23 protein-coding genes and 1 pseudogene are annotated in these 25,536 nt (G+C 74.4%); 9 read left to right on the top strand and 15 right to left on the bottom strand.

The window, feature by feature from the left end:
* A complete protein-coding gene (locus G5B56_RS17350; protein ID WP_009858241.1) occupies positions 1 to 1,110 on the top strand; it encodes an FAD-binding oxidoreductase in 1,110 nt (369 codons plus the stop codon).
* Here G5B56_RS17350 and G5B56_RS17345 read toward each other — a convergent pair.
* Complete coding sequence (locus G5B56_RS17345; RefSeq protein ID WP_164964031.1) at positions 1,107 to 2,813, bottom strand: SulP family inorganic anion transporter; 1,707 nt, start codon at positions 2,811 to 2,813, stop codon at positions 1,107 to 1,109. The genes G5B56_RS17350 and G5B56_RS17345 overlap by 4 nt on opposite strands.
* A 63-nt stretch (positions 2,814 to 2,876) precedes the next feature.
* On the opposite strand from G5B56_RS17345, the gene G5B56_RS17340 reads away from it, so the two are divergent.
* Complete coding sequence (locus tag G5B56_RS17340) at positions 2,877 to 3,686, top strand: gamma-glutamyl-gamma-aminobutyrate hydrolase family protein (RefSeq protein ID WP_029718689.1); 810 nt, start codon at positions 2,877 to 2,879, stop codon at positions 3,684 to 3,686.
* On the opposite strand, the gene G5B56_RS17335 is transcribed toward G5B56_RS17340, so the two are convergent.
* From G5B56_RS17335 to G5B56_RS17320, 4 genes and pseudogenes are all read right to left on the bottom strand, one after another.
* Positions 3,687 to 4,169 carry a thermonuclease family protein gene (locus tag G5B56_RS17335; RefSeq protein ID WP_009858238.1) on the bottom strand — a complete coding sequence of 161 codons (483 nt, stop codon included), beginning with the start codon at positions 4,167 to 4,169 and terminating at the stop codon, positions 3,687 to 3,689.
* Between the two features lie 178 nt (positions 4,170 to 4,347).
* Positions 4,348 to 4,453 (bottom strand): annotated as a pseudogene (locus G5B56_RS20155) (YkvA family protein); the annotation flags it as partial.
* Positions 4,454 to 4,575: 122 nt separating this feature from the next.
* Positions 4,576 to 7,023 carry a ligase-associated DNA damage response DEXH box helicase gene (locus G5B56_RS17325; RefSeq protein WP_164964030.1) on the bottom strand — a complete coding sequence of 816 codons (2,448 nt, stop codon included), beginning with the start codon at positions 7,021 to 7,023 and terminating at the stop codon, positions 4,576 to 4,578.
* Positions 7,020 to 7,844: a DUF429 domain-containing protein gene (locus tag G5B56_RS17320; RefSeq protein WP_164964029.1), complete on the bottom strand. Its 825-nt coding sequence runs from the start codon at positions 7,842 to 7,844 to the stop codon at positions 7,020 to 7,022. Before G5B56_RS17320 ends, G5B56_RS17325 begins: the two co-directional genes overlap by 4 nt.
* 38 nt (positions 7,845 to 7,882) lie before the next feature.
* Between G5B56_RS17320 and G5B56_RS17315 the strand changes: the two genes are divergently transcribed.
* Positions 7,883 to 8,899, top strand: coding sequence for an asparaginase (locus tag G5B56_RS17315; RefSeq protein WP_164964028.1), 1,017 nt, complete (start codon positions 7,883 to 7,885; stop codon positions 8,897 to 8,899).
* Positions 8,900 to 8,942: 43 nt separating this feature from the next.
* A complete protein-coding gene (locus G5B56_RS17310; protein WP_240920835.1) occupies positions 8,943 to 10,085 on the top strand; it encodes an MFS transporter in 1,143 nt (380 codons plus the stop codon).
* Between the two features lies 1 nt (position 10,086).
* Here the strand turns inward: G5B56_RS17310 and G5B56_RS17305 are convergent, their stop codons facing one another.
* A complete protein-coding gene (locus tag G5B56_RS17305; RefSeq protein ID WP_164964026.1) occupies positions 10,087 to 11,298 on the bottom strand; it encodes an MFS transporter in 1,212 nt (403 codons plus the stop codon).
* Positions 11,299 to 11,395: 97 nt separating this feature from the next.
* Here G5B56_RS17305 and G5B56_RS17300 point away from each other — a divergent pair, with 97 nt between their 5' ends.
* The gene (locus G5B56_RS17300) at positions 11,396 to 12,340 is read left to right on the top strand and encodes a LysR family transcriptional regulator (protein WP_164964025.1); all 945 of its coding nucleotides are present in this window, start codon (positions 11,396 to 11,398) and stop codon (positions 12,338 to 12,340) included.
* Positions 12,341 to 12,343: 3 nt separating this feature from the next.
* Here the strand turns inward: G5B56_RS17300 and G5B56_RS17295 are convergent, their stop codons facing one another.
* Positions 12,344 to 14,305 (bottom strand): tetratricopeptide repeat-containing diguanylate cyclase, encoded by a 1,962-nt coding sequence (locus G5B56_RS17295; RefSeq protein WP_164964024.1) that lies wholly within the window; start codon positions 14,303 to 14,305, stop codon positions 12,344 to 12,346.
* Between the two features lie 119 nt (positions 14,306 to 14,424).
* On the bottom strand, positions 14,425 to 15,321 hold the full coding sequence (locus G5B56_RS17290) for a LysR family transcriptional regulator (protein ID WP_164964023.1): 897 nt from the start codon (positions 15,319 to 15,321) through the stop codon (positions 14,425 to 14,427).
* Positions 15,322 to 15,446: 125 nt separating this feature from the next.
* Here G5B56_RS17290 and G5B56_RS17285 point away from each other — a divergent pair, with 125 nt between their 5' ends.
* Positions 15,447 to 16,217, top strand: a complete 771-nt coding sequence (locus G5B56_RS17285; RefSeq protein WP_164964022.1) for an SDR family NAD(P)-dependent oxidoreductase — start codon at positions 15,447 to 15,449, stop codon at positions 16,215 to 16,217.
* Here the strand turns inward: G5B56_RS17285 and G5B56_RS17280 are convergent.
* Positions 16,210 to 18,324, bottom strand: coding sequence for an EAL domain-containing protein (locus tag G5B56_RS17280; protein WP_164964021.1), 2,115 nt, complete (start codon positions 18,322 to 18,324; stop codon positions 16,210 to 16,212). The two genes, G5B56_RS17285 and G5B56_RS17280, sit on opposite strands and share 8 nt — an antisense overlap.
* A gap of 427 nt (positions 18,325 to 18,751) precedes the next feature.
* Between G5B56_RS17280 and G5B56_RS17275 the strand changes: the two genes are divergently transcribed.
* From G5B56_RS17275 to G5B56_RS17265, 3 genes are read left to right on the top strand one after another with little or no spacing between them, the layout of a single operon-like run.
* Positions 18,752 to 18,985 carry a hypothetical protein gene (locus G5B56_RS17275; protein WP_206026815.1) on the top strand — a complete coding sequence of 78 codons (234 nt, stop codon included), beginning with the start codon at positions 18,752 to 18,754 and terminating at the stop codon, positions 18,983 to 18,985.
* On the top strand, positions 18,967 to 19,239 hold the full coding sequence (gene infA, locus G5B56_RS17270; RefSeq protein WP_009857823.1) for a translation initiation factor IF-1: 273 nt from the start codon (positions 18,967 to 18,969) through the stop codon (positions 19,237 to 19,239). The genes G5B56_RS17275 and infA overlap by 19 nt, the downstream gene beginning before the upstream one ends.
* A 41-nt stretch (positions 19,240 to 19,280) precedes the next feature.
* Positions 19,281 to 19,490 carry a cold-shock protein gene (locus tag G5B56_RS17265; protein ID WP_009857822.1) on the top strand — a complete coding sequence of 70 codons (210 nt, stop codon included), beginning with the start codon at positions 19,281 to 19,283 and terminating at the stop codon, positions 19,488 to 19,490.
* A gap of 33 nt (positions 19,491 to 19,523) precedes the next feature.
* Here the strand turns inward: G5B56_RS17265 and G5B56_RS17260 are convergent, their stop codons facing one another.
* From G5B56_RS17260 to G5B56_RS17235, 6 genes are all read right to left on the bottom strand, one after another.
* Positions 19,524 to 20,162 carry an NrsF family protein gene (locus tag G5B56_RS17260; RefSeq protein WP_009857821.1) on the bottom strand — a complete coding sequence of 213 codons (639 nt, stop codon included), beginning with the start codon at positions 20,160 to 20,162 and terminating at the stop codon, positions 19,524 to 19,526.
* Positions 20,159 to 20,803 carry a sigma-70 family RNA polymerase sigma factor gene (locus G5B56_RS17255; RefSeq protein WP_164964020.1) on the bottom strand — a complete coding sequence of 215 codons (645 nt, stop codon included), beginning with the start codon at positions 20,801 to 20,803 and terminating at the stop codon, positions 20,159 to 20,161. The genes G5B56_RS17260 and G5B56_RS17255 overlap by 4 nt, the downstream gene beginning before the upstream one ends.
* The gene (locus tag G5B56_RS17250) at positions 20,800 to 21,270 is read right to left on the bottom strand and encodes a DoxX family membrane protein (RefSeq protein ID WP_164964019.1); all 471 of its coding nucleotides are present in this window, start codon (positions 21,268 to 21,270) and stop codon (positions 20,800 to 20,802) included. Before G5B56_RS17250 ends, G5B56_RS17255 begins: the two co-directional genes overlap by 4 nt.
* Positions 21,267 to 22,922, bottom strand: coding sequence for a DUF692 family multinuclear iron-containing protein (locus G5B56_RS20110; protein WP_164964018.1), 1,656 nt, complete (start codon positions 22,920 to 22,922; stop codon positions 21,267 to 21,269). Before G5B56_RS20110 ends, G5B56_RS17250 begins: the two co-directional genes overlap by 4 nt.
* Positions 22,923 to 22,929: 7 nt before the next feature.
* The gene (locus tag G5B56_RS17240; RefSeq protein WP_009855527.1) at positions 22,930 to 23,250 is read right to left on the bottom strand and encodes a DUF2282 domain-containing protein; all 321 of its coding nucleotides are present in this window, start codon (positions 23,248 to 23,250) and stop codon (positions 22,930 to 22,932) included.
* Positions 23,251 to 23,326: 76 nt separating this feature from the next.
* Entirely contained in the window at positions 23,327 to 25,444 is a 2,118-nt protein-coding gene (locus G5B56_RS17235; protein ID WP_240920834.1) for a bifunctional diguanylate cyclase/phosphodiesterase, read from the bottom strand.
* Positions 25,445 to 25,536 lie beyond the last annotated feature (92 nt).

Raw genomic sequence — 25,536 nt, 5'->3', positions numbered from 1 at the left:
ATGACATCCGACACCGCCTTCGACGTCGCCATCGTCGGCGCCGGCATCGCCGGCGTCTCGCTTGCCGCACGCCTGGCCGGCCACGGCCGCGTGCTGCTGCTCGAACGCGAGAGCCAGCCCGGCACGCAGTCCAGCGGCCGCAGCGCGGCGATGTTCATGGAGAGCTACGGCCCGCCGCAGGCGCGTGCGCTGACCCGCGCCAGCCGCGCCAGCTACGCCGCGCCGTCGATCGTGCCGATCCTGTCGCCGCGCGGCGTGCTCTACGTCGCCTGGCAGGGCCAGCAGGCGCTGCTCGACGCGCTGGCCGGCCCGGGGACCGAACGCCTGGACGCCGCGCAGACGCTGGCCCGTGTGCCGGTGCTGCGCGCCGAGGGCCTGATCGGCTCGGTGGCCGAACCCGACGCGATGGACATCGACGTGCACGCCGCGCTGCAGGGCTGGCTGGCGGTGGCGCGCGCTCAAGGCGCCGCGCTGTGGACGGGCGCCGAGCTGGCGTCGGCGCGCCGCGAGGCCGACACCTGGCAGCTCACGCTGGCCGACGGCCGCACGGCGAACACCCGGGTGCTCGTGAACGCGGCCGGCGCCTGGGCCGACCGGGTCGCCGAGCGCGCCGGCATCGCGCCGCTGGGCCTGCAGCCCAAGCGCCGCAGCGCCTTCACCTTCGATGCGCCGGCCGGCGTCGAGCACCGCGGCTGGCCGCTGGTGGCCGCCGCCGACGAGAGCTTCTACATCAAGCCCGACGCCGGCCAGCTGCTGGGCTCGCCGTGCAACGCCGACCCGGTGCCGGCGCACGACGTCGTCGCCGAGGAGCTCGACGTGGCGACCGGCATCGCCGCGATCGAGGAGCGCACGACGATGACCATCCGCCGGCCGCGGCACACCTGGGCCGGCCTGCGCACCTTCGCGCCCGACGGCGAGCTGGTCATCGGCTTCGACGAGACCGCCGACGGCTTCTTCTGGCTCGCCGGCCAAGGCGGCTACGGCGTGCAGAGCGCCCCGGGCGCGGCGCTGCTGGCCGAGTCGCTGATCCTCGAGGCGCCGCTGCCCGAGGCGCTGGCGCGCGAAGGCGTCGAGCCGGGCGCGATGTCGCCGGCCAGGCTGCGAGGCTAGGCGCCAGCCGGGGGCGGCCCCGGCCGGCTCGCGCACTCCGCGTACAGCCGCACGCGGCAGCCGGCGCACACCGCCGGGTCCAGGCGCGGCACGATGGTGGCCAGCGCGCTGTGTTTGTCGGCGAAGACATGGTCCTCGCCCAGGCGGTCCAGGAACCGGCGCTGCTGCCAGGTCTGCAGCACCTCGGGGCGCGGGCGGTGGAAGTACAGGTCGCCGCCGAGCGCCAGCCGCCGCGTGTGCTCCTGCTCCCAGAGCGCGGCGCCGGCGTGGTCGATGAAGTTCATGCTCTTGGCCATCACCAGCAGGTGCTTCGGGGCGCCGGGCGCGGCGCGCAGCGCCTGCAGCCGCTCGCCGACGTGGGCCACGGCGCCGAACCAGACCGAACCTTCCATGCGCAGCATCTTCAGCTGCGGGCACTCGGCGCCGGGCGCGTCGTCGACGACGACCATCGCGCGGTCGGGCGGCGGCCGGTCGAAGCCCATCGTGCGCAGCGCCGGGCGCGAGGTGCGGTAGAGGTAGACCACCAGCGACAGCCCGACGCCGCCGACGATGGCCTGCTCCAGCGGCAAGGCCAGCGTCGCGGCCAGGGTCGCCGCCGCCACCGCGGCTTCGGCGCGGTCCTGTTGCAGGCGCTCGCGCCACTGCTCGCGGTCGATCAGCGTCGCCGCCACCCACAGCAGCAGGCCGGCGATGGCCGCCGTCGGGATCCAGGCGATGGCCGGCGCCGCCAGCAGCGCCAGCAGCAGCACGAACAGGCCCGAGAACACCGCCGCCAGCGGCGTGCGCGCGCCGGCTTCCAGGTTGGGCATCGAACGGTTCAGCGAACCGCTGGCGACGAAACCCGAGCTGCAGGCGCCGGCCAGGTTGGCCAGACCCTGGCCGAGGCACTCGCGGTTGACGTCCAGCGGCTGGTCGGTGCGCGCGGCCAGCGCCTTGGCGATGGCGATGCTCTGGCCGGTCGCGACGACGGTCAGCGCCAGCGAGACGCCGGCCAGCCGCGGCAGGTCGGCCCAGGCCAGCGGCGGCGGGCCCCACGAGAGATGGTCGATGCGCTGCTCGCCGACGAAGTCCAGCGCCACGCCTTCACGCATCGCCAGCCAGGCCGCCAGCGCGGCCAGCGCCAGCGTCGCCAGCAGGAAGGGCCCGCGCCGCCAGACCTGGCGCAGCGCCCAGGCGACGACCAGCGTGCCGCAGGCGAGCACGATGCCGGGCAGGTCGCCGACGACCGACTCCAGCGCGTGCCAGGCGATCAGCAGCGCCGCGCCGCTGGTGAAGCCCAGCAGCACCGACGGCGAGATGAAGTGCGCCAGCGAGCCCAGCCGCAGCAGCGCGATCGCGGTCTGCATCAACCCGACCCCCAGCGTCGCGACCAGCGCCAGCCGCAGGTACTCGGGGCTGCCCGGCAACGCCAGCGGCGCGAGCATCGCCGCCAGCGCCAGCGACACGGCGTTCGTCGGCCCGGTGGCCACCAGCCGGCTGGAGCCGGCCAGCGCGGCGACGATGCAGGGCACGATCGCGGTGTACAGGCCCCAGGTCGGCGGCAGCCCGGCCAGCGCCGCGAAGGCGATGGCCTGCGGCAGCGCCAGCACCGCGCCCAGCAGCCCGGCGGCGGCATCGGCGCGCAGGCTCGTGCGGTTCACGTCCTCGACCCACGGCCCCAGCCAGCGCGCCCACGGCGCGCGTGCACTCCTTTGCAACGTCATCCGCCGAGCGTATCAGCGCCCCGCGGCACCCGGGGGGAACCGTTCTTGCATAGCATGGGCACCATGGCAGGAGCATCCCCGCCGCAGTCCCCGCTGCTGATCGGCTTCTCGGCTCGCATCTACACGCCCGGCACGCCGGGCATCCACCTCGACGGTGTCTGGACGCGCACGCTGCACTACCTGGAGCAGTCGGTCGCGCACTGGGTGCTGCGCGGCGGCGCGGTGGCGCTGATGGTGCCGGCGGTCACCGCCGACAGCGTCGTCACGCGCGGCGACCTGAACCTGCGCCACTACGCCGACGCGCTCGACGGCCTGGTGCTGCAGGGCGGCAACGACGTCGCGCCCGAGACCTACGGCCAGACGCCGCTGCACCCCGACTGGCACGGCGACCGCGTGCGCGACCTCTACGAGATCGAGCTCGTCGACGCCTTCGTCACCGCCGGCAAGCCGGTGTTCGGCATCTGCCGCGGGATGCAGCTGCTCAACGTGATGTACGGCGGCACGCTGGTGCAGGACATCCCGACGCAGCGGCCGGCGGCGCGTGCGCACCGCGACAGCTCGAACTACGAGCGCCATTTCCACGACGTCGAGATCGTGCCCGGCACACGCCTGGCGCAGCTCTACGGCGGGCTGGCGCGCGCCACCGTCAACAGCATCCACCACCAGGCGGTGGAGCGCCTGGCGCCGGGCTTCGCCGTCGAGGCGCGATGCCCGGACGACGGCACCATCGAGGCCGTGCGCCACGAGGGCCCGGCCTGGATCTCCGCGGTGCAGTGGCACCCCGAGTTCCACGTGCCGGGCGACCCGGCGACCTTCGACGACTCGCGGCTGCTGGCCGACTTCCTGGCCGCGGCGCGCGAACGCAAGCGCTGATCAGCAGGGGCCGTGCTGGCGGCGGAAGTCGGCCGGCCGCAGCGCGCCACGCGCCGCGTGCAACCCGCGCTGCAGCGCGTGCGCGACACGCTCCTCCTTGACGAAGGGGCCGCGGTCCCACTTCACACGCGAGCTCCAGGCGTGGCCCTCGGACACCATGTGCCGCGCCAGATCCTGGCCGTCGAGCAGCACCGAGCCGGTGACGACACCGTCGCGGCCGCTCACCGGCCGGGTGACGGTGACGAGATGGCCCTGGGCCCGTTCGGCGAGTTCACGGCGCGACTCGGGCCCCCAGTCCTGGCAGGCCAGCGGCGCATCGGCGCCGGCCAGGCGCACACGCACCGGGGCGCCGTCGGCCGGCGTGACGACGACGGTGTTGCCGTCAATGACCTGGGTGACGCGGCCTTCGATCGGCGTTTTGGGCGGCGCGGCGAACGCGGCGCCGGCCAGCAGTGCGAGCGCCAGGCCCGGGAGTGTCTTCATGTCGTGCGGGAACAGTGTCAGAACGCCAGCGCGATGATCCCCGCGACAAAGCCCGCCAGCAACAAAAGCCAGAGTGCGACGACCAGCACCGCGCCCCAGACCAGCCGAGGCAGCTGCTCGCGCCCGGCCTCGGCTTCGCGCAGCCGCGCCTGCCAGAGTTCGGGCGGTGTCAGCTTGACGACCAGCGCGATGCCCAGCGGCACCAGGATCAGGTCGTCGAGCAGGCCCAGCACCGGGATGAAGTCCGGGATCAGGTCGATCGGCGACAGCGCGTAGGCCAGCACCGCGATGGCGATCCAGCGCACCGCACGCGGCGTGTCGCGGTGCTTGAACAGCTTCCACAGCGCGAGCAGGTAGGTGCCCAGGCGCGCGGCGTTGCCGGCGGCGAAGAGGCGGCGAACGCGCTTCATGACGCCGCGCGGCGGCGCTGGGGCGCCGGCTTGTCGAGCGCCGCGTTCGACGACGCCAGCAGGCGTTCGAGCCGGTCCTTCATCTGCTCGGTCGACAGGCGCTCGCGCAGCCGTTCGACGAGCAGCGGCAGCGCGAACGGGCTCGCGGCCTTCAGCTCGACGATCTCCAGGTCCAGGGTGTCCATCTGCTGCAAGGTGGTGGCGAGGCGGCCGATTTCCAGCTCCTGCGCCAGCACCTCGCGTTCGGCCTGCGCCAGCAGGCGGTTGCCGGCGTCGTAGCGCCGGAACACGCCCCAGAACAGGGAACTCGACGCCTGCAGCTGGCGCAGGCTCTTCGGCGCGCCGGGGTAGCCGCCGAACACCAGCCCGGCGATGCGCGCGATCTCGCGGAAACGCCGCTGCGCCAGTTCGCCCGAGTTCAGGCTGGCCAGCACGTCGGCCAGCAGCGTGTCGGTGGCGAACAGGCGTTTGTCCTCCAGCAGCGCGAGATCCGGCGCCTCGGCGGCCAGGATCTCCAGGCCGTAGTCGTTGACACACAGCGAGAAGGTGTTGGGCCGCGCCTGCGCCAGCCGCCAGGCCAGCAGCTGGGCCAGGCCGACGTGCACGTTGCGGCCGGCGAACGGGTACAGGAAGAGGTGCCAGCCTTCACGCGTGCGCAGCCGCTCGACCAACAGCCGGCCACGCTGCGGCAGCCGCGACAGCCGCCTCTGGGCCTCCAGCATCGGCCGCGCGGCTTCGAGCTCGGGTTCGGCGAAAACGCCGGCCGCGACCTCGTCGAGCAGCGCCTGCACCGCGTCGGCCAGCTCCGAGGACAGCGGCATGCGGCTGCCGTTCCAGGCCGGCACCAGGCCTTTGGGCTTCGTCGCCTTGCGCACGTAGGCCGCCAGGTCCTGGGTGCGCACGTACTCCAGCAGCCGGCCGGCGAAGACGAAGACGTCGCCGGGTTTGAGCCGCGCGATGAACCCTTCCTCGACGCTGCCGATCGTGCCGCCCGACAGCCATTTCACCTGCATCGTCGCGTCGGCGACGATGGTGCCGACCTGCAGCCGGTGGCGGCGTGCGATGCCGCGGTCGACGACGCGCCAGACGCCGTCGACACACTGCACGCGGTGGTACTCGGGGTAGGCGCCGAGGCTGTCGCCGCCGCGTTCGACGAAGGCCAGCGCCCAGTCGAACTCGGTGCGGCTCAGCCCGCGGTAGGCGGGCGCGCTGCGCACTTCGTCGTACAGCGCGTCGGCCTCGAACCCGCCGCCCAGCGCCACCGTCACGAGGTGCTGCACCAGCACGTCCAGCGGCTTGTCGGGTGTGCGCCGCGACTCCACGCGCCCGGCCAGCGCCGCACGCCGCGCCGCCGCGGCCTCCACCAACTCCAGCGTGTTCGTCGGCACCAGGGTCACGCGGCTGGCGCGGCCGGGTGCGTGGCCGCTGCGGCCGGCGCGCTGCAGCAGGCGCGCGACGCCTTTGGCGCTGCCGATCTGCAGCACACGTTCGACCGGCAGGAAGTCGACGCCCAGGTCCAGGCTGGACGTCGCGACCACCGCCTTCAGCCGCCCGTCCTTCAGCCCGGCCTCGACCCAGTCGCGCACGCTGCGGTCCAGCGAGCCGTGGTGCAGCGCCACGAGGCCGGCCCAGTCGGGCCGCGCGTCGAGGATCAGCCGGTACCAGATCTCGGCCTGCGAGCGCACGTTGGTGAACACCAGCGAGGTCGACGAGGACTCGATCTCGTCGAGCACCGGCTGCAGCATCTGCGCGCCGAGGTGGCCGCCCCAGGAGAAACGCCCCGGTTCGTGCGGCAGCAGCGTGTCGACGACCAGGCGCTTCTCGATGCGGCCCTGCACCAGCCGGCCGTGTTCGTGGCCGACCAGCGTCGCCATCGCCTCGGCCAGGTTGCCGATCGTCGCCGACAGCCCCCAGACGGCGAGCTGCGGGTTCCAGCGCTTGAGCCGCGCCAGCGCCAGCTGCACCTGCACGCCGCGTTTGCTGCCGATCAGCTCGTGCCATTCGTCGACGATGACGGTCTGCACGCCGGCCAGTTCGGCACGTGCCGAGTCGCGTGTCAGCAGCAGCGACAGCGACTCGGGCGTCGTCACCAGCGTCTCGGGCAGGCGCCGGTCCTGGCGCGCACGTTCGGCGCTGCCGGTGTCGCCGGTGCGCTGGGCGACGTCCCAGCCCGGCGGCGCGGCGGCCTGCAGCGCGCGCGTGGTGTCGGCGGCAAGCGCGCGCATCGGCGTCAGCCACAACACCTGCAGCCCGCGCCGCGGCGCCGCACGCGCCAGCGCGCCGAACCAGACGGCGTAGGTCTTGCCGCTGCCGGTGGTGGCGTGCAGCAGGCCGCTGTCGCCGCCGGCCATCGCCGCCCAGACGGCGCGCTGGAACTCGAACGGCAACCAGCCGCGTGCGCCGAACCAGGATTCGGCGTGCACGAGGCCGGCCACCTCGATCATGCGGTGACGATCCAGCCTTCGACCGGGTCGACGTCGGCCGGGATGCCGGCGCCGTCGCGCAAGCTGGCCCAGCCGGCCTGCAGCAGGCACAGCGCGGCGTCGAGCCGGTCGCCCGAGGCGTCGGCGACCAGCGCGTCGCGCTGGGCGTGTGTCAGCTTGAGCCGCAGCCCCAGCCGCGTGCGGCCCTGCTCCAGCGCGTCGACGAGGTCCTTGCGTGCGATGAGGCGGTCGGCGGCCTCGCTGTTCTTGTACGAACGCCGGCCCAGGATCTCGGCGGCCAGCAGGCCGGGATAGGCCTCGACGGCGCGGCGCTCGGCGTCGCCGGCCACCAGCCCCGGCACCTGCACGCCGGCCGCGACCAGGCGGGAAAAACCTTCGTAGTACATGAAGCCGACCGGCACGTAGCGCGTCTGCAGCGGGCTGGAACTCGTCGTGCCGGGCAGCGAGACGTCGGTGCGGCGGTGCACCAGGCGCTGGCCGGCCGGGCGGCCGTTGCCCCAGGCGTCGACCAGCGCGCGGAAGTCCATGCGCGCCGGGCAGCGCCGGCGCAGTTCGGCGACGACTTCGGCAGCACTCGTGCCCAGGCCCTGCGCCTCGACGAAGGCGCGCGGCAGGCCGAACGGGAAGTCGAAGCCGCCGAACCAGGGATGTTCGGCGAGCACGGCCTCGAAGCCGGCGAGCGTCGGCAGCTCGTCCACCCGTTCGAGACGCAGCACGGCGCCGTGCAGCGTGCCGCGTGCGACGGTGATCGGCTTGCGCCGCGACGGCGCGCAGCTGAAGTCCACGCCGAGCAGCGGCAGCGAAGAAGCGGTCGGGGTCATCGCGGCGATTGTCGCGGGGCCGCCGCTACAGTCGGCGCATGACTGCCAATCCGACCCTCGTCGAGGCGCTGCGTGGCGGCGCCGTCGAATCCACCCACCGCGGCGCCTGGGCCGTCGTCGACGCCGACGGCGACGTCGTCGCCTCGGCCGGCGACATCGACCGGCCGATCTTCCCGCGTTCGGCGGTCAAGCTGCTGCAGGCACTGCCGCTGGTCGAGAGTGGCGCCGCCGAACGTTATGGCCTGAACGACGAACAGCTGGCGATCGCCTGCGCCTCGCACAACGGCGAGCCGCGCCACGTCGCCGTCGCGGCCTCGATGCTGGCCGCCGCCGGCGTCGACGAAACAGCGCTGGAGTGCGGCGCGCACTGGCCCTACCGCGACCTCGTGCAGCGCGAGATGGCCGCCGCCGGCCAGACGCCGGGCGCGCTGCACAACAACTGCTCGGGCAAACACGCCGGCTTCGTCTGCCTGGGCTGCCTGCTCGCCGGCGACGCCGACAAACGCGCCTTCCTCTCGGGCTACGTCAAACCCGAGCACCCGGTGATGCGCGAAGTCGGCGACGCGATCGAAGCCGCGACCGGCTGGCGCCTGGCCGACACGCCGCGCGGCACCGACGGCTGCTCGATCCCGACCTACGCGATCCCGCTGCGCCACCTGGCGCTGGCCTTCGCACGCGCCGGCAGCGGCATCGGCCTGCGTGAAGGCCGCGCGCGCGCCGCGAAGCGGCTGATGGCCGCGGTCACCGCCGAGCCCTTCATGGTCGGCGGCAGCGGGCGCTTCGACACCCGCATCATCGAGCGCCTGGGCGAACGGGTGTTCTGCAAGGTCGGCGCCGAAGGCGTGTTCTGCGCCGCGTTCCCGAAGGCCGGGCTGGGCGTCGCGGTGAAGATGGACGACGGCGCCTCGCGCGCCTGCGAAGTCGTGATGGCGGCGCTGATCGAGCGTTTCGTGCGCCTGGACGAGGCCGAACGCGGCTTCGTGCACGCCTTCGCCGACCAGCCGCTGGCCAACTGGAACGGCCTCGACGTCGGCCGGCTGCGCTGGGCGAGCTGAAACAAGGGCGGGCATCATCCGGTGCCTGCCGCCGATGATCCCGATGTCCCCTGCTCCCGCCCGGGCGCTGCGCCCGGCGCGTTTCGCCGTCCGCTCCCTCTTCTTCGCCTTCGGCACCGTCACCGGCGCCTGGGGCGCGCACGTGCCCAGCGCCAAGGCGCGCTACGGGCTGGACGAAGCGCAACTCTCGCTGGCGCTGCTGGCGGCGGCGGTCGGTGCCGTCGGCGCGCTGCTCGTCGCCGGGCGCGTCATCGGCGAGCACGGCCCGCGGCGTGTCGTGCCGGTGGCCGCGGTCGTCATCGCCGCGGCGCTGGGCACGCTGCTGCTGCACGGCGGCTTCGCCGCGCTGGTGGCGACGATGCTCGTGTTCGGTGCCGCCGGCGCGTTCTACGACGTCTCGATCAACGCCGAAGGCACGCTGCTGGAGGAACGCAGCGGCTTCAAGGTCGTCAGTGGCTTTCACGGCATGTGGAGCCTGGGCGCGATGACCGGCGCCGGCGGCTGCTCGGCGCTGCTCGCCGCCGGCGTGCCGGCCGCCTGGCAGCTCGGTGCGCTGGCGATCGTGGTGCTGGCGTTGTCGCTGGTCGCCGCGCGTTCGCTGCTGCCCGACCACCCGCCGGTGCCCGACGGCCCGCGGCGCTGGCGGCTGCCGCCGCCGCGCCTGCTGCTGCTGGGCACGCTGGCGGCGCTGGGCCTGCTGGCCGAAGGCGTGATCTACGACTGGAGCGTGCTCTGGTTCACCGATTCGCTGGGCCAGACGCAGGCCGTCGGCGGCCTGGGTTACGCGGCCTTCGCGGCGGCGATGGCGGCCTCGCGTTTCGGCGGCGATGCGCTGCGCAGCCGCTTCCACGCCGCCACGCTGCTGGCCGCCAGCGCCGGGCTGGCGGCGCTGGCGATGAGCGCGGCGCTGCTGCTGCACCACCCGGTGGTCGGCATTGCGTCGATGGCGCTGGTCGGCGCCGGGCTCGCCAACGTCGTGCCCATCCTGTTCGTCGCCGGTGGCCGCCAGCCGGGTGTGACGCCGGCCGACGGCATCGCCGCGGTGTCCTCGCTGGGTTACGTCGGCCTGCTCGCCGGGCCGCCGCTGGTCGGCGCCATCGCCCATGCGAGCTCGCTGAACCTGGCGATGGCGACGCTGGTCGCCGCGGCGCTGGCGCTGGGCGCCGGCGCGCGGCTGCTGCGCTGACTCAGCGCAGCGGGCGCAGGCGCAGCACCAGCGCACCCAGCGAAGCGGCGCTCGCCAGCGCGACCATGCCCAGCCAGCCGCCGTGCGTCAGCGCCAGGCCGCCGAGCGCCGAACCGGCCGCCATGCCGACGAAGATCGTCGTGAACAGCAGCGCGTTGAGCCGGCTGCGCGCCTCGGGCTCCAGGCCGTAGACCAGGGTCTGGTGCGAGACCAGCGAAGCCTGGATCGCGAAGTCGAAGCCGACCGCGGCGACTGCGATCAGCGCCAGCGCCGCCACCGTCGGCAGCAGCGGCTCGGCCGCGAGCACGGCGAACGAGACCACCGCCAGCGCCGCCGCCAGGCGGGTGACGAAGACCGGCCCGCGGCGGTCGGCCAGGCGGCCGGCCAGCGGCGCGGCCAGCGCCCCGGCGGCCCCGGCCAGGCCGAAGGCCCCGGCCGCCGCCGCGCCCAGGCCGTGGCGGGCCTGCAGCGCCAGCGCCAGCGTCGACCAGAAGGCGCTGAAAGCCACCGACAGCAGCGCCTGCACGGCCGCCGCGCGGCGCAGCGCCGCGTGGCGCCGCCACAGCGAGACCATCGACGCCAGCAGCGCGCCGTAGCCCAGGCGCGTCGTCGGCGCGATGTGCGGCAGGCCGCGCCAGACCGCCAGGCCGATCACCGCGACCGCCGCGGCGGCGGCGAAGAACACGCTGCGCCAGCCCCACGCCGCCGCCAGCAGGCCGCTGGCGACACGCGACAGCAGGATGCCGAGCAGCAGGCCGGTCATCACGCTGCCGACGGTGGCGCCGCGCCGTTCAGGCGCCGACAGCGCGGCGGCGGCGGGCACCAGGTCCTGGGCCATCGTCGCCGCCAGGCCGATGACCAGGCTGGCCGCCAGCAGCGCCGGCAGCCCGGCCGCCAGGCCCGCGGCCAGCAGCGCCAGCGTCAGCAGTGCGGCCTTGGCGGTGATCAGCGTGCGCCGGTCGCTGCGGTCGCCCAGCGGCGCCAGCAGCAGCAGGCCGGCGGCGTAGCCGAACTGGGTCAGTGTCGGCACCAGGCCGACGCCGGCGGCGCCGGCGCCGAGGTCGGCACCGAGCGCGGCCAGCAGCGGCTGGGCGTAGTAGATCGAGGCGACGGCGAAACCGGCGCCGGCGGCCATCAGCACGACCGGCGGCGAGGCGGGGCGCGAGGCGGTGGGCAGCGGCGACAGCGGAGCGGGAGCGGGAAGGGCGGACATCGTGGACTCCAGCGTGGGATTCGATGTCTGAAATTCTTCCAGCGCATCGACAGGCGTTGTAGTAGCGCCGGATTCACATCTGTCATACGCTCAGCGCATGACCAAAGCCTTTGCCGGCACCGACCGCCTAGAACTGCTGCAGACCTTCGTGCGCATCGTCGACGCCGGCAGCCTGTCGGCGGCCGCCATCGCGCTGGGCACCACGCAGCCGACGATCAGCCGCCGGCTGCAGCAGCTGGAACGTTCGCTGGGCCTGACCCTGCTGCAGCGCTCGACGCATTCGATGGCGCCGACCGAAGACGGCCAGCGCTGCTACGAACACGCGCGTTCGCTGCTCGAACGCTGGGACGCCGCCGAGGCCGACCTGCGCGGCGTGCAGGAGCTGCCGCGCGGCCGGCTGCGTGTCGTCGTGCCGCACGCCTTCGGCCAGCAGCAGCTGGTCGTGCCGCTGCTGGATTTCCTGCGCCGCCACCCCGAGGTCTCGGTCGAATGGCTGCTGCACGACCGCCTGCCCGACTTCATCGGCCAGGGCGTGGACTGCGCGATCCGCGTCGGCGCGGTCGACGAGCCGGGGCTGGTGGCGGTGCGGCTGGCCGAGGTGCCGCGCCTAGTCGTCGCCGCGCCGGGCCTCTGGGGCGACGGCCCGCCGCCGGCCGAACCCGAGGCGCTGGCCGCCCTGCCCTGGCTGGCCGCCGGCAGCTTCTACCGCGACGAGATCGAACTGCAGGACCGCCGCAGCGGCGAATGGCGGCGCCTGGCGATCCAGCCGCGGCTGACGACCGACAGCCTGTACGCGCTGCGCGAAGCGGCCCGCGGCGGCGCCGGCGCGGCGATCATCTCGTCGTGGCTGGTGGCCGAAGACCTGGCCGCCGGCCGGCTGGTGCATCTGGCGCCCGACTGGCGCGCGGCCCCGCTGCCGGTGGTCCTGCTGCACCCGCCGGCGCGGCTGCAGCCGGCGCGGCTGCGCGCCTTCATCGCCGCGATGCGAGCGGCGATGCCGACGCTGTCGGGCATGGTGCCGGCGACACGCGCCAGCGCCTGAACGTCAGGCCGGCACGGCCCCGGCCACCGGCGTCGGCGGCGTCGGCAGCAGCACGACCGGCTCGTCGCCGCCGTTCAGCCGGCCCACCGCGCGGTGGCGGCCGCCGGTCTTGGCGCGGTAGAGCATCGAGTCGATGTCGGCCAGCGCGGCGTCCAGGTCGAAGTCGGGCACGAGCTCGATCGACGCGAAGCCGATCGAGGCCGTCACCTGCCGGCGGGCCGTGTCCAGCTCGATGGGCCGCGCGCCGACGGCATCGAGCAGGCGCAGCACGAAGCCGCGTTCGGCCTCGGCATCGTCGGGGTCGTCGATGAAGAGCAGGAACTCCTCGCCACCCCAGCGCACGATGCAGTCGTCGCTGCGCACGCAGTCGGCCAGGCGGCGGCTGGTCTCGCGCAGCGCGCGGTCGCCGCAGGCATGGCCGTGGCGGTCGTTGATGGCCTTGAAGTGGTCGATGTCCAGCAGCACCAGCAGCACGCGGCCGCCGCCGCGCGCCAGGCGCTGGGCGAAGAAACGCTCGAAGTGGCGGCGGTTGTAGGCGCCGGTCAGCGGGTCGTGCGTGCTCTCGTAGTCGAGCGCGGCGTTGGCGTCGCGCAGCTGGTGGTTCACGCGGCGGGTGCGCAGATGCACGAACAGCAGCGAGGCCGTCGACAGCAGCACCGCGGCGGCCACGGCGATCGTCGTGCGCCGGTGCAGGCGCTCGGCCTCGAGCTGCAGCTCGGCGGTCTGGCTCTGGTGGCGCAGGCGCTCGATGTCCAGGTCCTTGCGGCTGCTCTCCAGCACCGCGGCCAGGAAGCTGGCGTTCTTCTCGCGCGCCTCGCGCTGGGTGCGCTCGCGCAGCTCGGCGGCCCGCTCGGAGGCCTGGTAGGCCTGCTCCCAGCGCCCGGCGCGGGCCATCATGGCCGCCCAGTCGCGCAGCGCCCGCGCGACCTCGCCGACCTGGCCGCCGCGCTCGAACCAGACGCGGCCGCGGTCGAAGGCCTCGGTCCCGGCCTGCATCTGGCCCGCCGCCGCGAGCGCGAAGCCGCGCCCGATCCAGGCGTAGGCCTTCAGGTACTCGATGCCCATGCGGTCGGCCTCGACGACGAGCTCGGCGGTGAGGTCCAGCGTCTGCTGCACGCGGCGGGTGCGGTAGTAGACGTCGGCGAGGTTGATGCGCACCGCCAGCCGCGTCTCCGCGTCGCCCTCGCGCTCGGCCAGCTCGAGCGCCCGCAGCAGCGTCGCCCGGGCGGCGTCGTACTGGCCGGCACCGATCTGCAGCGCGCTGCGCGCGAGCAGCTTGTCGTCGCTGCGCGAGATCTCGGGGTCGAGCTGCAGCGCGCGGTCGCTGTTGCGCAGCGCATCGGCGTGCTGGCCGAGTTCTCCCTGGATCATGGCCAGCGTCGTCAGCGCGTCGGCCTCGCGCGGCGCGTCGCCGGCCAGGCGCGCGATCTCCAGCGCACGGCCGATCGCCGTCAGGCCGTCGTCGACGGCGCCGGCGTAGGTGGCTTCGTCGGCGTAGTCGCGGGCGACGCGGAAGGCCAGCGTCGGCAGCCGGAGGCGGTCGATCAGGCCCCAGGCCTGGCGCGCGTAGCGATAGTTGTCGCTCGGGTTGCCGGCGTGATCGGCGGCCCACTGGCGGCATTTCAGCAGGGCGACCTGCAGGTGGGGATCGGCGCTGTCGCCGGCGCGCGTCTCCAGCGTGGCGAGCAGCGCCGGGCTCGCGCCCTGCGACGCGGCGCAGCGCTCGACGGCCAGCAGCGCCTGCCATGGTGGCGCAGCCCAGCGCGGGTCGGCGCGCAAGGCGTCGATGCGCTCGATGCGCAGCGCGGGCGCACGGGCGATGTCGGCGCGCAGCAGCTCGTCGAGCACACGCTCCTCGGGGCCGACACGGCCTTCAGGCGGCAGGCGCGGCTCGGCAGACGCCGCGACGACGCCCAGGCCCAGCGCGAGCGCCATCGCGAGCGCCACGACCCCGGGTCGCGGCATCCCGCCGGGCGTCCTTCTTCCCCCGGCTTGCATTCCCCACCCCTCGATCTGGACGGCATGTCGTGCCGTCTCGGCCCGCATTGTCGCTGCCGGCGGCGGCCCGGTGCCGCCGGCCGGCGTCAGCGCGGTGCAGGAAACAGCGTCGCCACCCAGTCGGCGAAGGCGCGCACGCGCCGCGGCAGGTGGCGCCGGTGCGGCAGCAGCAGCGTCACCGGCATCGGCGGCGGCACGAAAGCCGGCAAGAGCGCCACCAGTCGCCCGGCGTTCAGGCCGGGGCGTGCACTGGCCTCGGGAATCTGGATGATGCCCAGCCCGGCCTCGCAGGCAGCGAGGTAGGCGTCGGTCGCATTGACGGTGACGACACCGGCCATCGTCACGCTGCGCAGCGAGCCGTCGGCCGCCAGGTACTCGAAGCCCGCCGGCCGGTCGCCCAGATTGGGCTGGTAGTGCACCAGCCGGTGCGCCGCCAGGTCCTCGACCGAGCGTGGCTCGCCGTGGCGCGCGACGTAGCCCGGGCTGGCGACGTTGACCATCGTGTACGCACCCAGCGGCCGGCCGACGAGCTGCTCGGCGACGACGGCACCGACACGGATCACCGCGTCGTAGCCTTCGCGCACCGGGTCGACGCGGCGGTCGGCGGCGCCGATCTCGACCGCGAGCCCCGGGTGCAGCGCCAGGAACTCGGGCAGCCGCGGCAGCACCAGCGCACGCGCCATCGCCAGCGGCATGTCCACACGCAGCCGCCCGGTCAGCGCCTGCGGCTGCTGCTGGAACATCGTGCGCAGTTCGTCCAGGTCGGCGAGCACGTCCTGGCAGCGTTCGACGAACAGCCGGCCGTCGTCGGTGAGGCTGACGCGCCGCGTCGTGCGCTGCAGCAGTCGCGCGCCCAGACGCTCCTCCAGCCGCCGCACCGCGGTCGACACGGTGGCACGTGGCAGGCCCAGGCGCTGGGCGGCCTCGGTGAAGCTGCCGAGCTCGGCGACACGCAGCACGATGCGCAGGTCTTCGGGGGACATGGTGGCTCGATTGATCGAAAACGTCGACCAGTGTTGCCGAATCAGCCCCGTTTATCCAGCCAGGCCGAACTCCTAAAGTGCCTGCACCGCGGCGCCATGCCGCTTCCACGAAACAGGACGATCCGATGAACACGCTCGCCCCCCCCCGTACCGCCCTCGTCACCGGCGGCAGCCGCGGCCTCGGCCGCGACGCGGTGCTGCACCTGGCCCGAGCCGGCTGGGATCTGGTCTTCACCTTCCACAGCCGCGCCGCCGAGGCCGAGGCGGTGGCCGCGCAGGTGCGTGCGCTGGGCCGGCGTGCGGTGGCGCTGCAGTTCGACGCCGGCGCGGTCGCCTCCATCCCGGCCTTCGTCGAGGCGCTGCGCGGCGCGCTCGCCGACGGTATCGGCCGGCCGGCGCTGGACGCCGTCGTGCACAACGCCGGCTTCGGCGTGCACGCGGCCTTCGCCGAGACAACGCAAGCCGACTTCGACGCGCTGATGAACGTGCACCTGAAGGGCCCGTTCTTCCTGACGCAGGCGCTGCTACCGCTGCTGGCCGACGGCGCGCGCATCCTGCACGTCTCCAGCGGGCTGACACGTTTCAGCCTGCCCGGCTACGCCGCCTACGCGACGATGAAGGGCGCGGTCGAGGTGCTGACGCGCTACCTGGCCAAGGAACTGGGCGCACGCGGCATCCGCGTCAACACGCTGGCGCCGGGGGCGATCGAGACCGACTTCGGCGGCGGCGCGGTGCGCGACGACACCCGGCTCAACGCCTACGTCGCGGCGCAGACGGCACTGGGACGCGTCGGTCGGCCCGAGGACATCGGCGGCGCGGTCGCCGCGCTGCTGGCCGACGAGTCCGGCTGGGTCACCGGGCAGCGCATCGAGGCCTCGGGCGGCATGTTCATCTGAGCTCGGCGGCGGCCGCCTCGGCGACCGCCCCCCGGGCCTGCAGCAGGTACTCCAGGCACTCGGAAGCCGGCAGTGCTCGGCTGTAGAGGTAACCCTGGAACACGTTGCAGCCCAGGGTCGCGAGCAGGTCGCGCTGCTCGCGCGTCTCGACGAACTCGGCGATGACGCGGGCCCCGCCGGCATGCCCCAGCGTCGCGATGGCGCGGATGATGTCGGCACTCACCGGATGCGTCATCACGTCGCGGCTCAGCGAGCCGTCGACCTTGATCGCCGCGACCCGAAATCGCCGCAGGTGCAGCAGCGAGGCGTGCCCCATGCCGAAGTCGTCCATCGCCAGGCCGACGCCGAGCGCGTCAAGGCGCGCCAGGTTGGCGTCGGCAACCTCGCCGACCGGGATGCCGCGGCTCTCGGTGATCTCCAGCTCCAGCTCGTCGGGGCGCAGGCCGTGGCGGTGCAGCGCCTGCGCCACGACGAGGTGCAGCCCCGGCTGCGACAGCTGCAGCGGCGAGACGTTGACCGACATCGTCAGCGCGCCCAGGCCCTGCGTGTTCCATTGCGCCTTGCACGCGCAGGCCCGGTCGATGACCCAGGCGCCCAGCGGCGCGATCACCGCGCCCTGTTCGGCCAGCGCGATCGCGACGTCGGTGCGCACCGCGCCATAGCCCGCGTGCTGCCAGCGCAGCAGCGCCTCGACGCCGACCACCGCGCCGTCGGCCCGGTGCTGCGGCTGGTAGACCAGCGCCAGCGCCGGCGTGCCGATCGCACGCTCCAGATCGTGCAGCAGGCCACGAGCGATGACGCCGACGTGGTCGCTGCGGCGCAGCGGCGTGTCGCTGCGCGGCGCCTCGCTGACGATGACCGCGCTGGCGTGCTGGAAGGCGCTCAGGCGCTCGGCGCGGCGCTCGGCTTCGTGGCGGCGCACGAAGGGCAGGTAGATCGCGGTCGAGATCACGAGCCCCAGCGCCTGCAGCGCGGCGCCGACCCAGGACCCGGTCAGCCACCAGCCCGACAGCAGCACCGGTGTCGTCCAGGGGATCTGCACCGGCAGCAGCTCGATCCAGCCCAGGTGCAGCGCCAGCAGCGGCGGCAGCACCAGCACCAGCGGCCCGAGCAGGAAGGGCAGCAGGAAACGCGGGTTCAGCACCAGCGGCAGCCCGAACAGCAGCAGCTCGTTGACGTTGAACAGCGCCGGCAGCCACGACAGCTGCGCCAGGCGCCGGTTCTGCCCGTGGCGCGCCACGATGAACAGCGCGACGAGCAGCCCCAGCGTCGCCCCCGAGCCGCCCAGGTGCACGAAGTTGTCGACCAGCACACGCGGAACGCGGCCCGGCACGGCCGGCTCGCCGGCCAGCGTGAACAGGAAGCCGAAGTGAGCGTCCAGCACCTTGCCGCCGTGCACGCCGAAGAACCACAGGCACTGGTTGACGGCGACGGCCAGCGGCGTCAGCAGCCACTCGGCGTCGAGCCGGGCGCCGGCCTCGGCTAGCCATTGGGCGTCCGGGCGCGGCAGGCGCCACACCAGCTCGGCGACGGCCTTGGACAGCAGCCCCAGCAGCACCAGCGGCAGCGTCAGCCGGGTCGCGTGATAGAAGACCGGGTTGCTGTCGTAGCCGATCGCCAGGCGGCGCATCGGCGCCCAGTCGGCCAGCGGACGCAGCAGCGCGGGCGTCGCCAGCCCGACGACGATGCCGGTCAGCATCGAGCCCGTTCCGAAGGACTGCAGCGTGACCGGCCCGGTGGCGCTGGCGCAGAGCGTGAAGTTCACCATCGCCCCGATCGCGACCCAGATCGGCGGCAGCGGCTCGCGCGACGTGCCTCGAGGGGCTCGCTGGGCCACCATCGACGCGATCGTCACCGCCAGCGCCAGGCCGAGCACGCCCCAGGTGGACTGCACCACGGCCTCGGCCGCGTCGGCCCAGCCCAGGCCGAAACGTGCCTCCAGCCAGGCGCGGCCGGCCGGGATCGGGAAGTTGCCGAGCAGCGTCGCCGCGACACCGAACAGCGTGATCGGCAGCAGCACCACGTAGGCGTCGCGCACCGCGGCGAGAGCGCCGGCACGGTAGCTCGAGTGGACAGGTGGATCGGCGGGCATCGGAGGCAGCGGCATGGCCGGCGCATGCACTCCACGCCGTAAAGCCTGTTTTCGGCCCCGGGGCCCGGCGGCTTCAGCGCAGCGCCGTGAACTGCGTCACGCCGCGGCCCTGCCGTGGCGCCCGGCGCACACACCCCGGAGCTCGGTGGACGATGGATGCCACGCCCGGTTCCCAGGTATGCGACAATGCCGGGTGCGCCTCGCCCCAACGTGTTCCTGCTTCCCCGAAGCCGACACGCTGCGCCGAGACCGAGGCCTGATCCTCCTCCCGCCGCCGAGTCCCCCGCGGACCGCGCCGAGCACGCAGCGAACACCCCTGCAAGCTCACCCCCGATCGTTCGTCGTCGCGCGCCTTGCGCGGCATCTGCAATACCCGGGGCGGCACCTCCCGCCCCACCGAAGGACCTTCATCCACACACCGATCCAGGTCGGGCGATACACCGTGTCGCCCCTGACCCGCCACGACACCGACGGCTTTGCCGCTTCGGTGTCCATCCGAAGCGGCATCGGCCGCGCCACGCATGACCGCGTGCTGCGACTGCTGCCCCGATTCACCACACGCGACGCTGCCGCCCGCCACGCGACCACCGAAGGCCTGGCCTGGGTGGCCCGGACCGAGGGCCGGAACGCCGCCATCGACACGGAACAGGAGCACCCATGGCCAAGGAAGAACTGATCGAGATGCGCGGCGTGGTCGACGAGATCCTCCCGGACTCGCGATTTCGCGTGACGCTGGACAACGGCCACCGCCTCGTGGCCTACACCGGCGGCAAGATGCGCAAGCACCATATCCGCATCCTCGCGGGAGACAGCGTGTCGCTGGAACTCTCGCCCTACGACCTCAGCAAGGGCCGCATCACGTTCCGCCACCTCGAGCGGCGCACGACCCCGGCCCCGGCCCCTTCCCAGAATCACGGGTCGCGTCGCTGAGCGCGCCCCGTCTGCATTGACCAACCGAAAGGACTGAAGACATGACGACCGAAACCGGAACCGTGAAGTGGTTCAACGAGAGCAAGGGCTACGGCTTCATCACGCCGGACGCCGGCGGCAAGGACCTGTTCGCCCACTTCAAGGAAATCCAGGGCACGGGCTTCAAGACCCTGGCCGAGAACCAGCGCGTCGAGTTCGAGGTGACGCAGGGCCAGAAGGGCCCGCAAGCCTCGCGCATCCGCGCCATCTGACGGCCTGAACGCCGCCGCCTCCCGGCGGCGGCCTCACCAGCGCAGCGCGCGCGCGCCCACCAGCGCACCCAGCGCGGCGCTGGCCGCAATGCCCAGCGTGTACCACAGCGCCGAGAACGAAATCGCCGCCTCGGTGCACGACAGCGCGTAGCCGAACGCGCCCGCGGCCCCGGCCGCGAGGCCGGCTGCGGCGCCCGCGGCCCGTGGCCGCGTCGGCGCCAGCCCTCGCAAGGCCCACAGCACGGCGCCCAGCGCCGGCAACGACAGCCCCAGCACCGCCGCCGGGCACGACCACGACGAGTGGCCGAACAAGGCCGGCAGGCGCGCTGCCACCGGCGTGTCGAACCAGTTCACCAGCCCCGCCATGCCCGCCGCCGCCACCACGGCCGCCACCGCCATGGCCGGCGTGTGCAGGCCCGTGGCCAGCGGCCGCCCCAGCTTCGCGGCCAGCCAGGCCGCCGCCGCGGCCAGCGCCGCGGCATAACTCAGCTTGAACCAGGGCGCCGGCGTCGCGAACATCGCGCCCGGCACGAGGCCCAACCCCAGCACGGCGACGGCGACGCTGGCCACCAGGCCGGCGCCCAGCGCCACCGCCAGCCGCCGCGCCGCGACCGCCCGCGGCGCCGGCCCGGCCGAGCTCGCCAGCAGCTCGATCCACTGCTCGGTCTTCATCCCGTTCTCCTCACCAGCGCCGCGAGCCGCTTGAGCCCGCGGTGCACCTGAACCTTGATCGCCGACTCGCTGGCGCCGGTGCGCTGCGCCGCCTCGTTCACCGACAGCCCCTCGAGCCGCGTCAGCACGATCGCCGAGCGCTGCGCCGCAGGCAACGCCTGCAGCAGCCGCTGCAGGTCGCGCGCGGTGCCGGCCTCGGCGTCCGGCGCCGCCAGCCGCTCGTCTCCGACCTCGTCCAGCGGCTCGTGCAGCGCCTCGCGCCGGCCGCGACGGCGCAGGTGGTCGATCAGCTTGTGGCGCGCGATGGCCAGCATCCAGGCCGCGACCGGCAGCGTCGGGTCCCAGGTGCCGCGGTGCAGGTGCAGCGCCAGCAGCGTGTCCTGCACCAGGTCCTCGACCTCGTCGGGCCGCGCCGCCAGCCGCCGGCGCAGATAGGCCCGCAGCCGCGCCGCGGCCAGCGTCAGCGCCTCGCGGTAGGCGGCCTCGTCGCCGTCGTGCGCACGCCGCCACGGCGGCGCGATGCGGCGCTCGAACTCGTCGTCGGGCGGCGCGGCGGCATCGGCAGGCGGATCGGCGGACGGCGACACGGCGCGATTCTCGGTGCCGGGCCAGCCCGGATGCATCAGGTCGGACGCGCTCACCGGGGCACCTCCCGGCCGGCGGCCGGCCCGCGCCGCACGAGCCAGGCGTCCAGCGACCAGGGGCCGCCGCCGCGCAGCAGCAGCCCGCCCAGCGCCGCGGCCCAGGTGCCGTGCGTCGGCCAGGCCCCCGGATAGACGAAGACCTGGATCACCACGGTCATCACCAGCAGCCCCAGCGCCGCGCCGCGTGTGCCCAGCCCGAACAGCAGCAGCAGCGGCAGCAGGTGCTCGGCGCCGGCGGCGAGCACCGCCGCCGCCTCGGGCGGCAGCAGCGGCAGCCGGTACTCGTCGCGGAACAGGTCGACGGCCTGCGGCGCCAGCCGCGGCCAGCCGAGCTCGACGCGGCCCTCGGCCAGGTCGAGCGCGAAGCCCTCCACCTTGGTCTGGCCCGAGCGCCAGAACAGGCCGGCGAGCGCGACCCGCGCCAGCAGCTGCAGCGCGGCCTCGGCCGCTTCGCGGGGGGTCATGCGGCCTCCAGCGCCGGCTCCCAGCCGACCAGCGCGCCGTGGCGCAGCAGCAGCGCCAGCGCCGCCGCCAGGTCCAGGCCTTCGCCGGCCTCGGCCGCCGCGGCGCCCAGCGGCCGGCCGGCGGCCAGGGCGGCGCAGAAGGCGGCGGTCGGCCGGTCGACGGCCAGCGTCAGCACCGCGTCGCCGGCATCGCGCAGCACCAGCGCCGCCTCGGCGCCGTCGGTCGCGAGAGTGGCCGGCAGCTCGTCGAGCTGGTGCGCGGCCCAGATCGACAGCGCCGCATGCTCGAAGCTCAGCGCGGCCAGCGACGGATGCAGACGCAGCCGGGCGCCGGGCAGCCGCTGCGGGGGCACCAGGTGCGACTGCACGGCGGCGGCGTCCAGCGGCGTGGCGTCGGCGGCCAGCGCGGCGCGCACCCGCGCGCGCTCCAGCCGCGCGACCTCGGCCAGCCAGGGCAGCCCGCGCGCCGGGGCGTAGCCGGCGATCGCCGCGGCGAAGCCGTCGCCCCAGTCGCCCAGCACCGGGCCGCGCGGCGGCTGGCGGCGCGCGAAGGCCAGCGCCATCGTGTCGAAGAAGGCCTCGCCGACGAGGCGGCGCACGACCGGGAAACCGTCGGCCAGCGCCCTCGCCCAGGCGGCATCGACGTTGTGGCGGTGCACCGCCAGGCGCGCCGCGGGGTCCGAACCGTTCCCGGCCCGCAGGCCCGGCGGCACCGGCGCAGCCGGGTCCAGCAGCGCGGCGGCGATGGCCGGCTGCGGCCGGTCGGCCGGTGCCGTGGCCGGCATCGCCAGGCGGCGTGGTGCGCCGGCGTCCACCGCAGGCGCCACCGGTGCCTCGGCCAGCGCACGGCGCACAGGCAGCAGTTCGTCCGCCAGCACCACCAGCGGCGGCACGTCGTGGTCACGTTCGATCAGCGTCGGCACCGGCCCCAGGCGCTGCAGCGTGCGCCGGTACAGCGCCCAGACCGGATCGGCGACGGCCGACCCGTGGTCGTCGATCAGCAGCGGCGCGCCGGCGGCGTCGTGCTGCCGGCTGCAGCCGGCGAGGTGGATCTCGCCGACCGCCGCCGGCGGCAGCGCGGCCACCAGCGCCCACGCGTCGCGGCCGTGGTTGACGGCGCTGACCCAGGCGTTGTTCAGGTCCAGCAGCAGCGCGCAGCCGGTGCGCCGCACGAGCTCGGCGAGGAACTCGCCTTCGCCGATGGCGCTGGCCTCGAACTCCAGATAGGTGCTCGGGTTCTCGATCAGCACCTGCCGGCCGAGCGCCTGCTGCAGCCGGTCGACGTGCGCGGCGACCCGCGCCAGCGCGACCTCGTCGTAGACCAGCGGCAGCAGGTCGGGGAAACAGGTGCCGCCGTGCGCCGACCACGCCAGGTGTTCGGACACCCAGCGCGGCTCGAAACGCCGCACCAGCGCCGCCAGCCGCGCCAGGTGCGCCGCATCGGGCGGCTGCAGCCCGCCCAGCGACAGCCCGACACCGTGGACCGACAGCGGCCAGCGCTCGCGCAGGCGCTCGAGCAGGCGCAGCCGCGGGCCGCCGTCGACCAGGTAGTTCTCGGCGTGCACCTCGAGGAAGTCGACCACGGCCTCGCCGGCCAGCAGCGCGTCGGCGTGCTGGGGCTTGAAGCCGAGGCCGGCCAGGCGGGCGGGCATGGCGCGTTCAGGCCTTGCCCATCTCCTTGGCCTTCTCCTTGAACGGCAGGGTCTGGCCGAACCCGGTGGGCGAGGTCTTGGAGACCGTCTTCTCGCAGGTGCCGGCAGGCACGTAGGACCAGGCGTTGCCCTGGTGCTCGGTGCGCGAGGTGCCGGCGCAGGTGGTGCCGGGGCCGGCGGCGCAGTCGTTGTGGCCCTTCATCGCGACGCCGTAGCACTTCTCCTTGGCGCCGGCCTCGGCGGCCTGGGCCGGGGCGGCGGCGAGGGTCAGCGCGGCGCCCAGCGCGAGGGCGAGCGTGGCGGCGGGCAGCGAAACGGTCGGGTTCATCGGGTCTCCTTCGTCGGGGGTTGGCACGGGGCGCCGAAGCGGCGCTCCCTGCCATACGAAGCAAACCGCCTGGCGGTTACACCGGGTCCGCGGGGGAAGCGCCGGGCGACAGCGTGCCGCCGTCGAGCAGCGCCTCGAAACGTTCGCGCGGCAGCGCCGGCGCAAACAGCCAGCCCTGGAACTCGGCCACGCCGAGCTCCTCCAGCCAGCGCCGCTGGGCCTCGGTCTCGACGCCCTCGGCCACCGGGTGCAGCTTCATCGCCCGGCACAGCCCGACGATGGCCTCGGCCACCGGCCGCTCCTGCAGCGGCGCCTGCACGAAACGCCGGTCGATCTTCAGCGACGTGAACGGCAGCCGCTGCAGATAGGCCAGGTGCGAGTAGCCGATGCCGAAGTCGTCCAGCGCGACCGACAGCCCGAGCGCACGCAGCCCCTCGACGACCCGCGTCGTGCGTTCGCCCTCGGCGACCAGCATCGACTCGGTGACCTCGATCTCCAGCGCCTGCGGCGGGCAGCCGGTGCCGCGCAGCACGGCCTCGATCTCCTCCAGCAGCCACGGGTCCTCGAACTCGCACGGCGACAGGTTGACCGACAGCTTCAGCCGCCGCCCCGCCGCCCACCAGCCGGCCTGCTGGCGCGCAGCCATCTCGAAGGCCCGGCGGCCCAGCTCGCGCATCATCCCGGTGGCCTCGCACACCGGGATGAACTCGCCCGGCATCACCCAGCCACGCGCCGGATGGCGCCAGCGCAGCAGCGCCTCGGCACCGACGATGCGCGGCACGCCGGCGCTGACACGCGGCTGGTAGAACAGCTCGAACTCGTGGCGCGCCAGCGCCGGGCGCAGCTCCTGCTCCAGCCGCGTGCGCGCCTGCAGCGTCACGCTCATGCCGGCGTCGTAGAACGCGAGCGCGTCGCGGCCCTCGGCCTTGCCGCGGTACATCGCCAGGTCGGCGTGCTGCAGCAGGCGCTCGAAGTCCTCGCCGTCGTCGGGGAAGACGCTGGCGCCGACGGTGGCCGCGACACGCGCCTGCACGCTGCCCAGCTCGAACGGCCGCGCCAGGCGCTCGCGCAGCCGGGCGTGGATGCGCGCCACCTCGCGCCGCGGGTCGGGGGCGGCCAGCAGGATCAGGAACTCGTCGCCGCCGAAACGCGCGACGAGGTCGTCGCGGCGCACCGCGCCGGCAAAACGTTCGGCCACCTGCACCAGCAGCTCGTCGCCGGCGGCGTGGCCCCAGGAGTCGTTGACGTCCTTGAAGTGGTCCAGGTCGATCAGCACGACGGCGGCCTTCAGCGGCCGCTCCGGCGGGGCCTGCCGCACGGCGTCGGCCAGGCGGCGGAAGTGGGCCTCGGCCGCGGCGCGGTTGGGCAGCCGGGTCAGGCCGTCGTGCTCGGACAGGAAACGCGCCTGGGCCTCGCTCTGCTTGAGCGGCGTGACGTCGGTCTCGCCGAGCAGCAGCACCTCGGCGCCGGTGACGGCGTCGCGGCGGCGGCGCGCCGAGACCTCGTGCCAGCGCGGCCCGGCGGCGGTGTGCACGGCCATCGTCAGCGTCGCCTCGCCGTCACACTCGAGCTGGCACTGCAGCGCCGCCAGCGCCTCGGCATCGGCGAAACGTTCACACAGGGGCTCGTCGTGGCGGCGCACCGAGGCACGCGCCGCCGGGTTGCGGTACAGCGCCCGCCCGTCCAGCGCGTGCAGCGAGATCATCATCGGCGTGTGCAGCAGCGCGTCGACGGCACGCAGCGACTCGGGCGTCGTGTGCTCGATCGGCCGGCCTTCGCAGAGCATCGCCATGCGGCCGTCGGGCAGGCGCCAGCCGCTGAGCTGCATCTGCAAGGGCACTGGCTGGCCGTCGGGGAACAGCGTCCACTGCTCGTTGAAGACCGCGCCGTGCGCCACGAAGTCGGCCTGGTACTGCGCCAGCCGCGCGGCCACGGTGGCCGACATGTCGCGGCTCAGGTCGCGCGCGGCCAGGGCCTCGCGACTGTCGGCGCGCCAGACCTCCAGCGCCGCCCGGTTGGCCCAGACGACGCGGCGGTGGTCGATGTCGAAGATCCAGACCGGCGCCCGCAGCAGGTCCAGCGGCTCCAGCGAGGCCGGCGCGCAAGGCGTGTCCGGGTAAGGACAGCCCGGCGAACGCTGACGCCCCGGCGAGCGGGCACCGGGCGACAACGAGAGGCGGCGTGGCTGGGACACGGGTACGGGTCTCCGGGCGCGAGCCGCCGCGGGGGGCACGCCGCCACCCGCCGGGCAGCCGGCATTACCCCAGGTTATCGGCCGCCAAGGAC

This window comes from Rubrivivax sp. JA1026 (assembly GCF_011065555.1).
Classification (GTDB): domain Bacteria; phylum Pseudomonadota; class Gammaproteobacteria; order Burkholderiales; family Burkholderiaceae_C; genus Rubrivivax; species Rubrivivax benzoatilyticus.
The sequence above is the reverse complement of the archived record's forward strand: the minus strand, read 5'-3'. Positions and strand labels throughout refer to the sequence as shown.

Coding starts and splice junctions, on each gene's coding strand:
- G5B56_RS17320 (WP_164964029.1), bottom strand. CDS start 7,844: ATGACCCCGACCGCTTCTTCGCTGCCGCTGCTCGGCGTGGACTTCAGC.
- G5B56_RS17305 (WP_164964026.1), bottom strand. CDS start 11,298: ATGTCCGCCCTTCCCGCTCCCGCTCCGCTGTCGCCGCTGCCCACCGCC.
- G5B56_RS17335 (WP_009858238.1), bottom strand. CDS start 4,169: ATGAAGACACTCCCGGGCCTGGCGCTCGCACTGCTGGCCGGCGCCGCG.
- G5B56_RS17290 (WP_164964023.1), bottom strand. CDS start 15,321: ATGTCCCCCGAAGACCTGCGCATCGTGCTGCGTGTCGCCGAGCTCGGC.
- G5B56_RS17315 (WP_164964028.1), top strand. CDS start 7,883: ATGACTGCCAATCCGACCCTCGTCGAGGCGCTGCGTGGCGGCGCCGTC.
- G5B56_RS17300 (WP_164964025.1), top strand. CDS start 11,396: ATGACCAAAGCCTTTGCCGGCACCGACCGCCTAGAACTGCTGCAGACC.
- G5B56_RS17285 (WP_164964022.1), top strand. CDS start 15,447: ATGAACACGCTCGCCCCCCCCCGTACCGCCCTCGTCACCGGCGGCAGC.
- G5B56_RS17260 (WP_009857821.1), bottom strand. CDS start 20,162: ATGAAGACCGAGCAGTGGATCGAGCTGCTGGCGAGCTCGGCCGGGCCG.
- infA (WP_009857823.1), top strand. CDS start 18,967: ATGGCCAAGGAAGAACTGATCGAGATGCGCGGCGTGGTCGACGAGATC.
- G5B56_RS17295 (WP_164964024.1), bottom strand. CDS start 14,305: ATGCCGCGACCCGGGGTCGTGGCGCTCGCGATGGCGCTCGCGCTGGGC.
- G5B56_RS17340 (WP_029718689.1), top strand. CDS start 2,877: ATGGCAGGAGCATCCCCGCCGCAGTCCCCGCTGCTGATCGGCTTCTCG.
- G5B56_RS17325 (WP_164964030.1), bottom strand. CDS start 7,023: ATGATCGAGGTGGCCGGCCTCGTGCACGCCGAATCCTGGTTCGGCGCA.
- G5B56_RS17310 (WP_240920835.1), top strand. CDS start 8,943: ATGTCCCCTGCTCCCGCCCGGGCGCTGCGCCCGGCGCGTTTCGCCGTC.
- G5B56_RS17280 (WP_164964021.1), bottom strand. CDS start 18,324: ATGCCGCTGCCTCCGATGCCCGCCGATCCACCTGTCCACTCGAGCTAC.
- G5B56_RS17350 (WP_009858241.1), top strand. CDS start 1: ATGACATCCGACACCGCCTTCGACGTCGCCATCGTCGGCGCCGGCATC.
- G5B56_RS20110 (WP_164964018.1), bottom strand. CDS start 22,922: ATGCCCGCCCGCCTGGCCGGCCTCGGCTTCAAGCCCCAGCACGCCGAC.
- G5B56_RS17345 (WP_164964031.1), bottom strand. CDS start 2,813: ATGACGTTGCAAAGGAGTGCACGCGCGCCGTGGGCGCGCTGGCTGGGG.
- G5B56_RS17265 (WP_009857822.1), top strand. CDS start 19,281: ATGACGACCGAAACCGGAACCGTGAAGTGGTTCAACGAGAGCAAGGGC.
- G5B56_RS17250 (WP_164964019.1), bottom strand. CDS start 21,270: ATGACCCCCCGCGAAGCGGCCGAGGCCGCGCTGCAGCTGCTGGCGCGG.
- G5B56_RS17240 (WP_009855527.1), bottom strand. CDS start 23,250: ATGAACCCGACCGTTTCGCTGCCCGCCGCCACGCTCGCCCTCGCGCTG.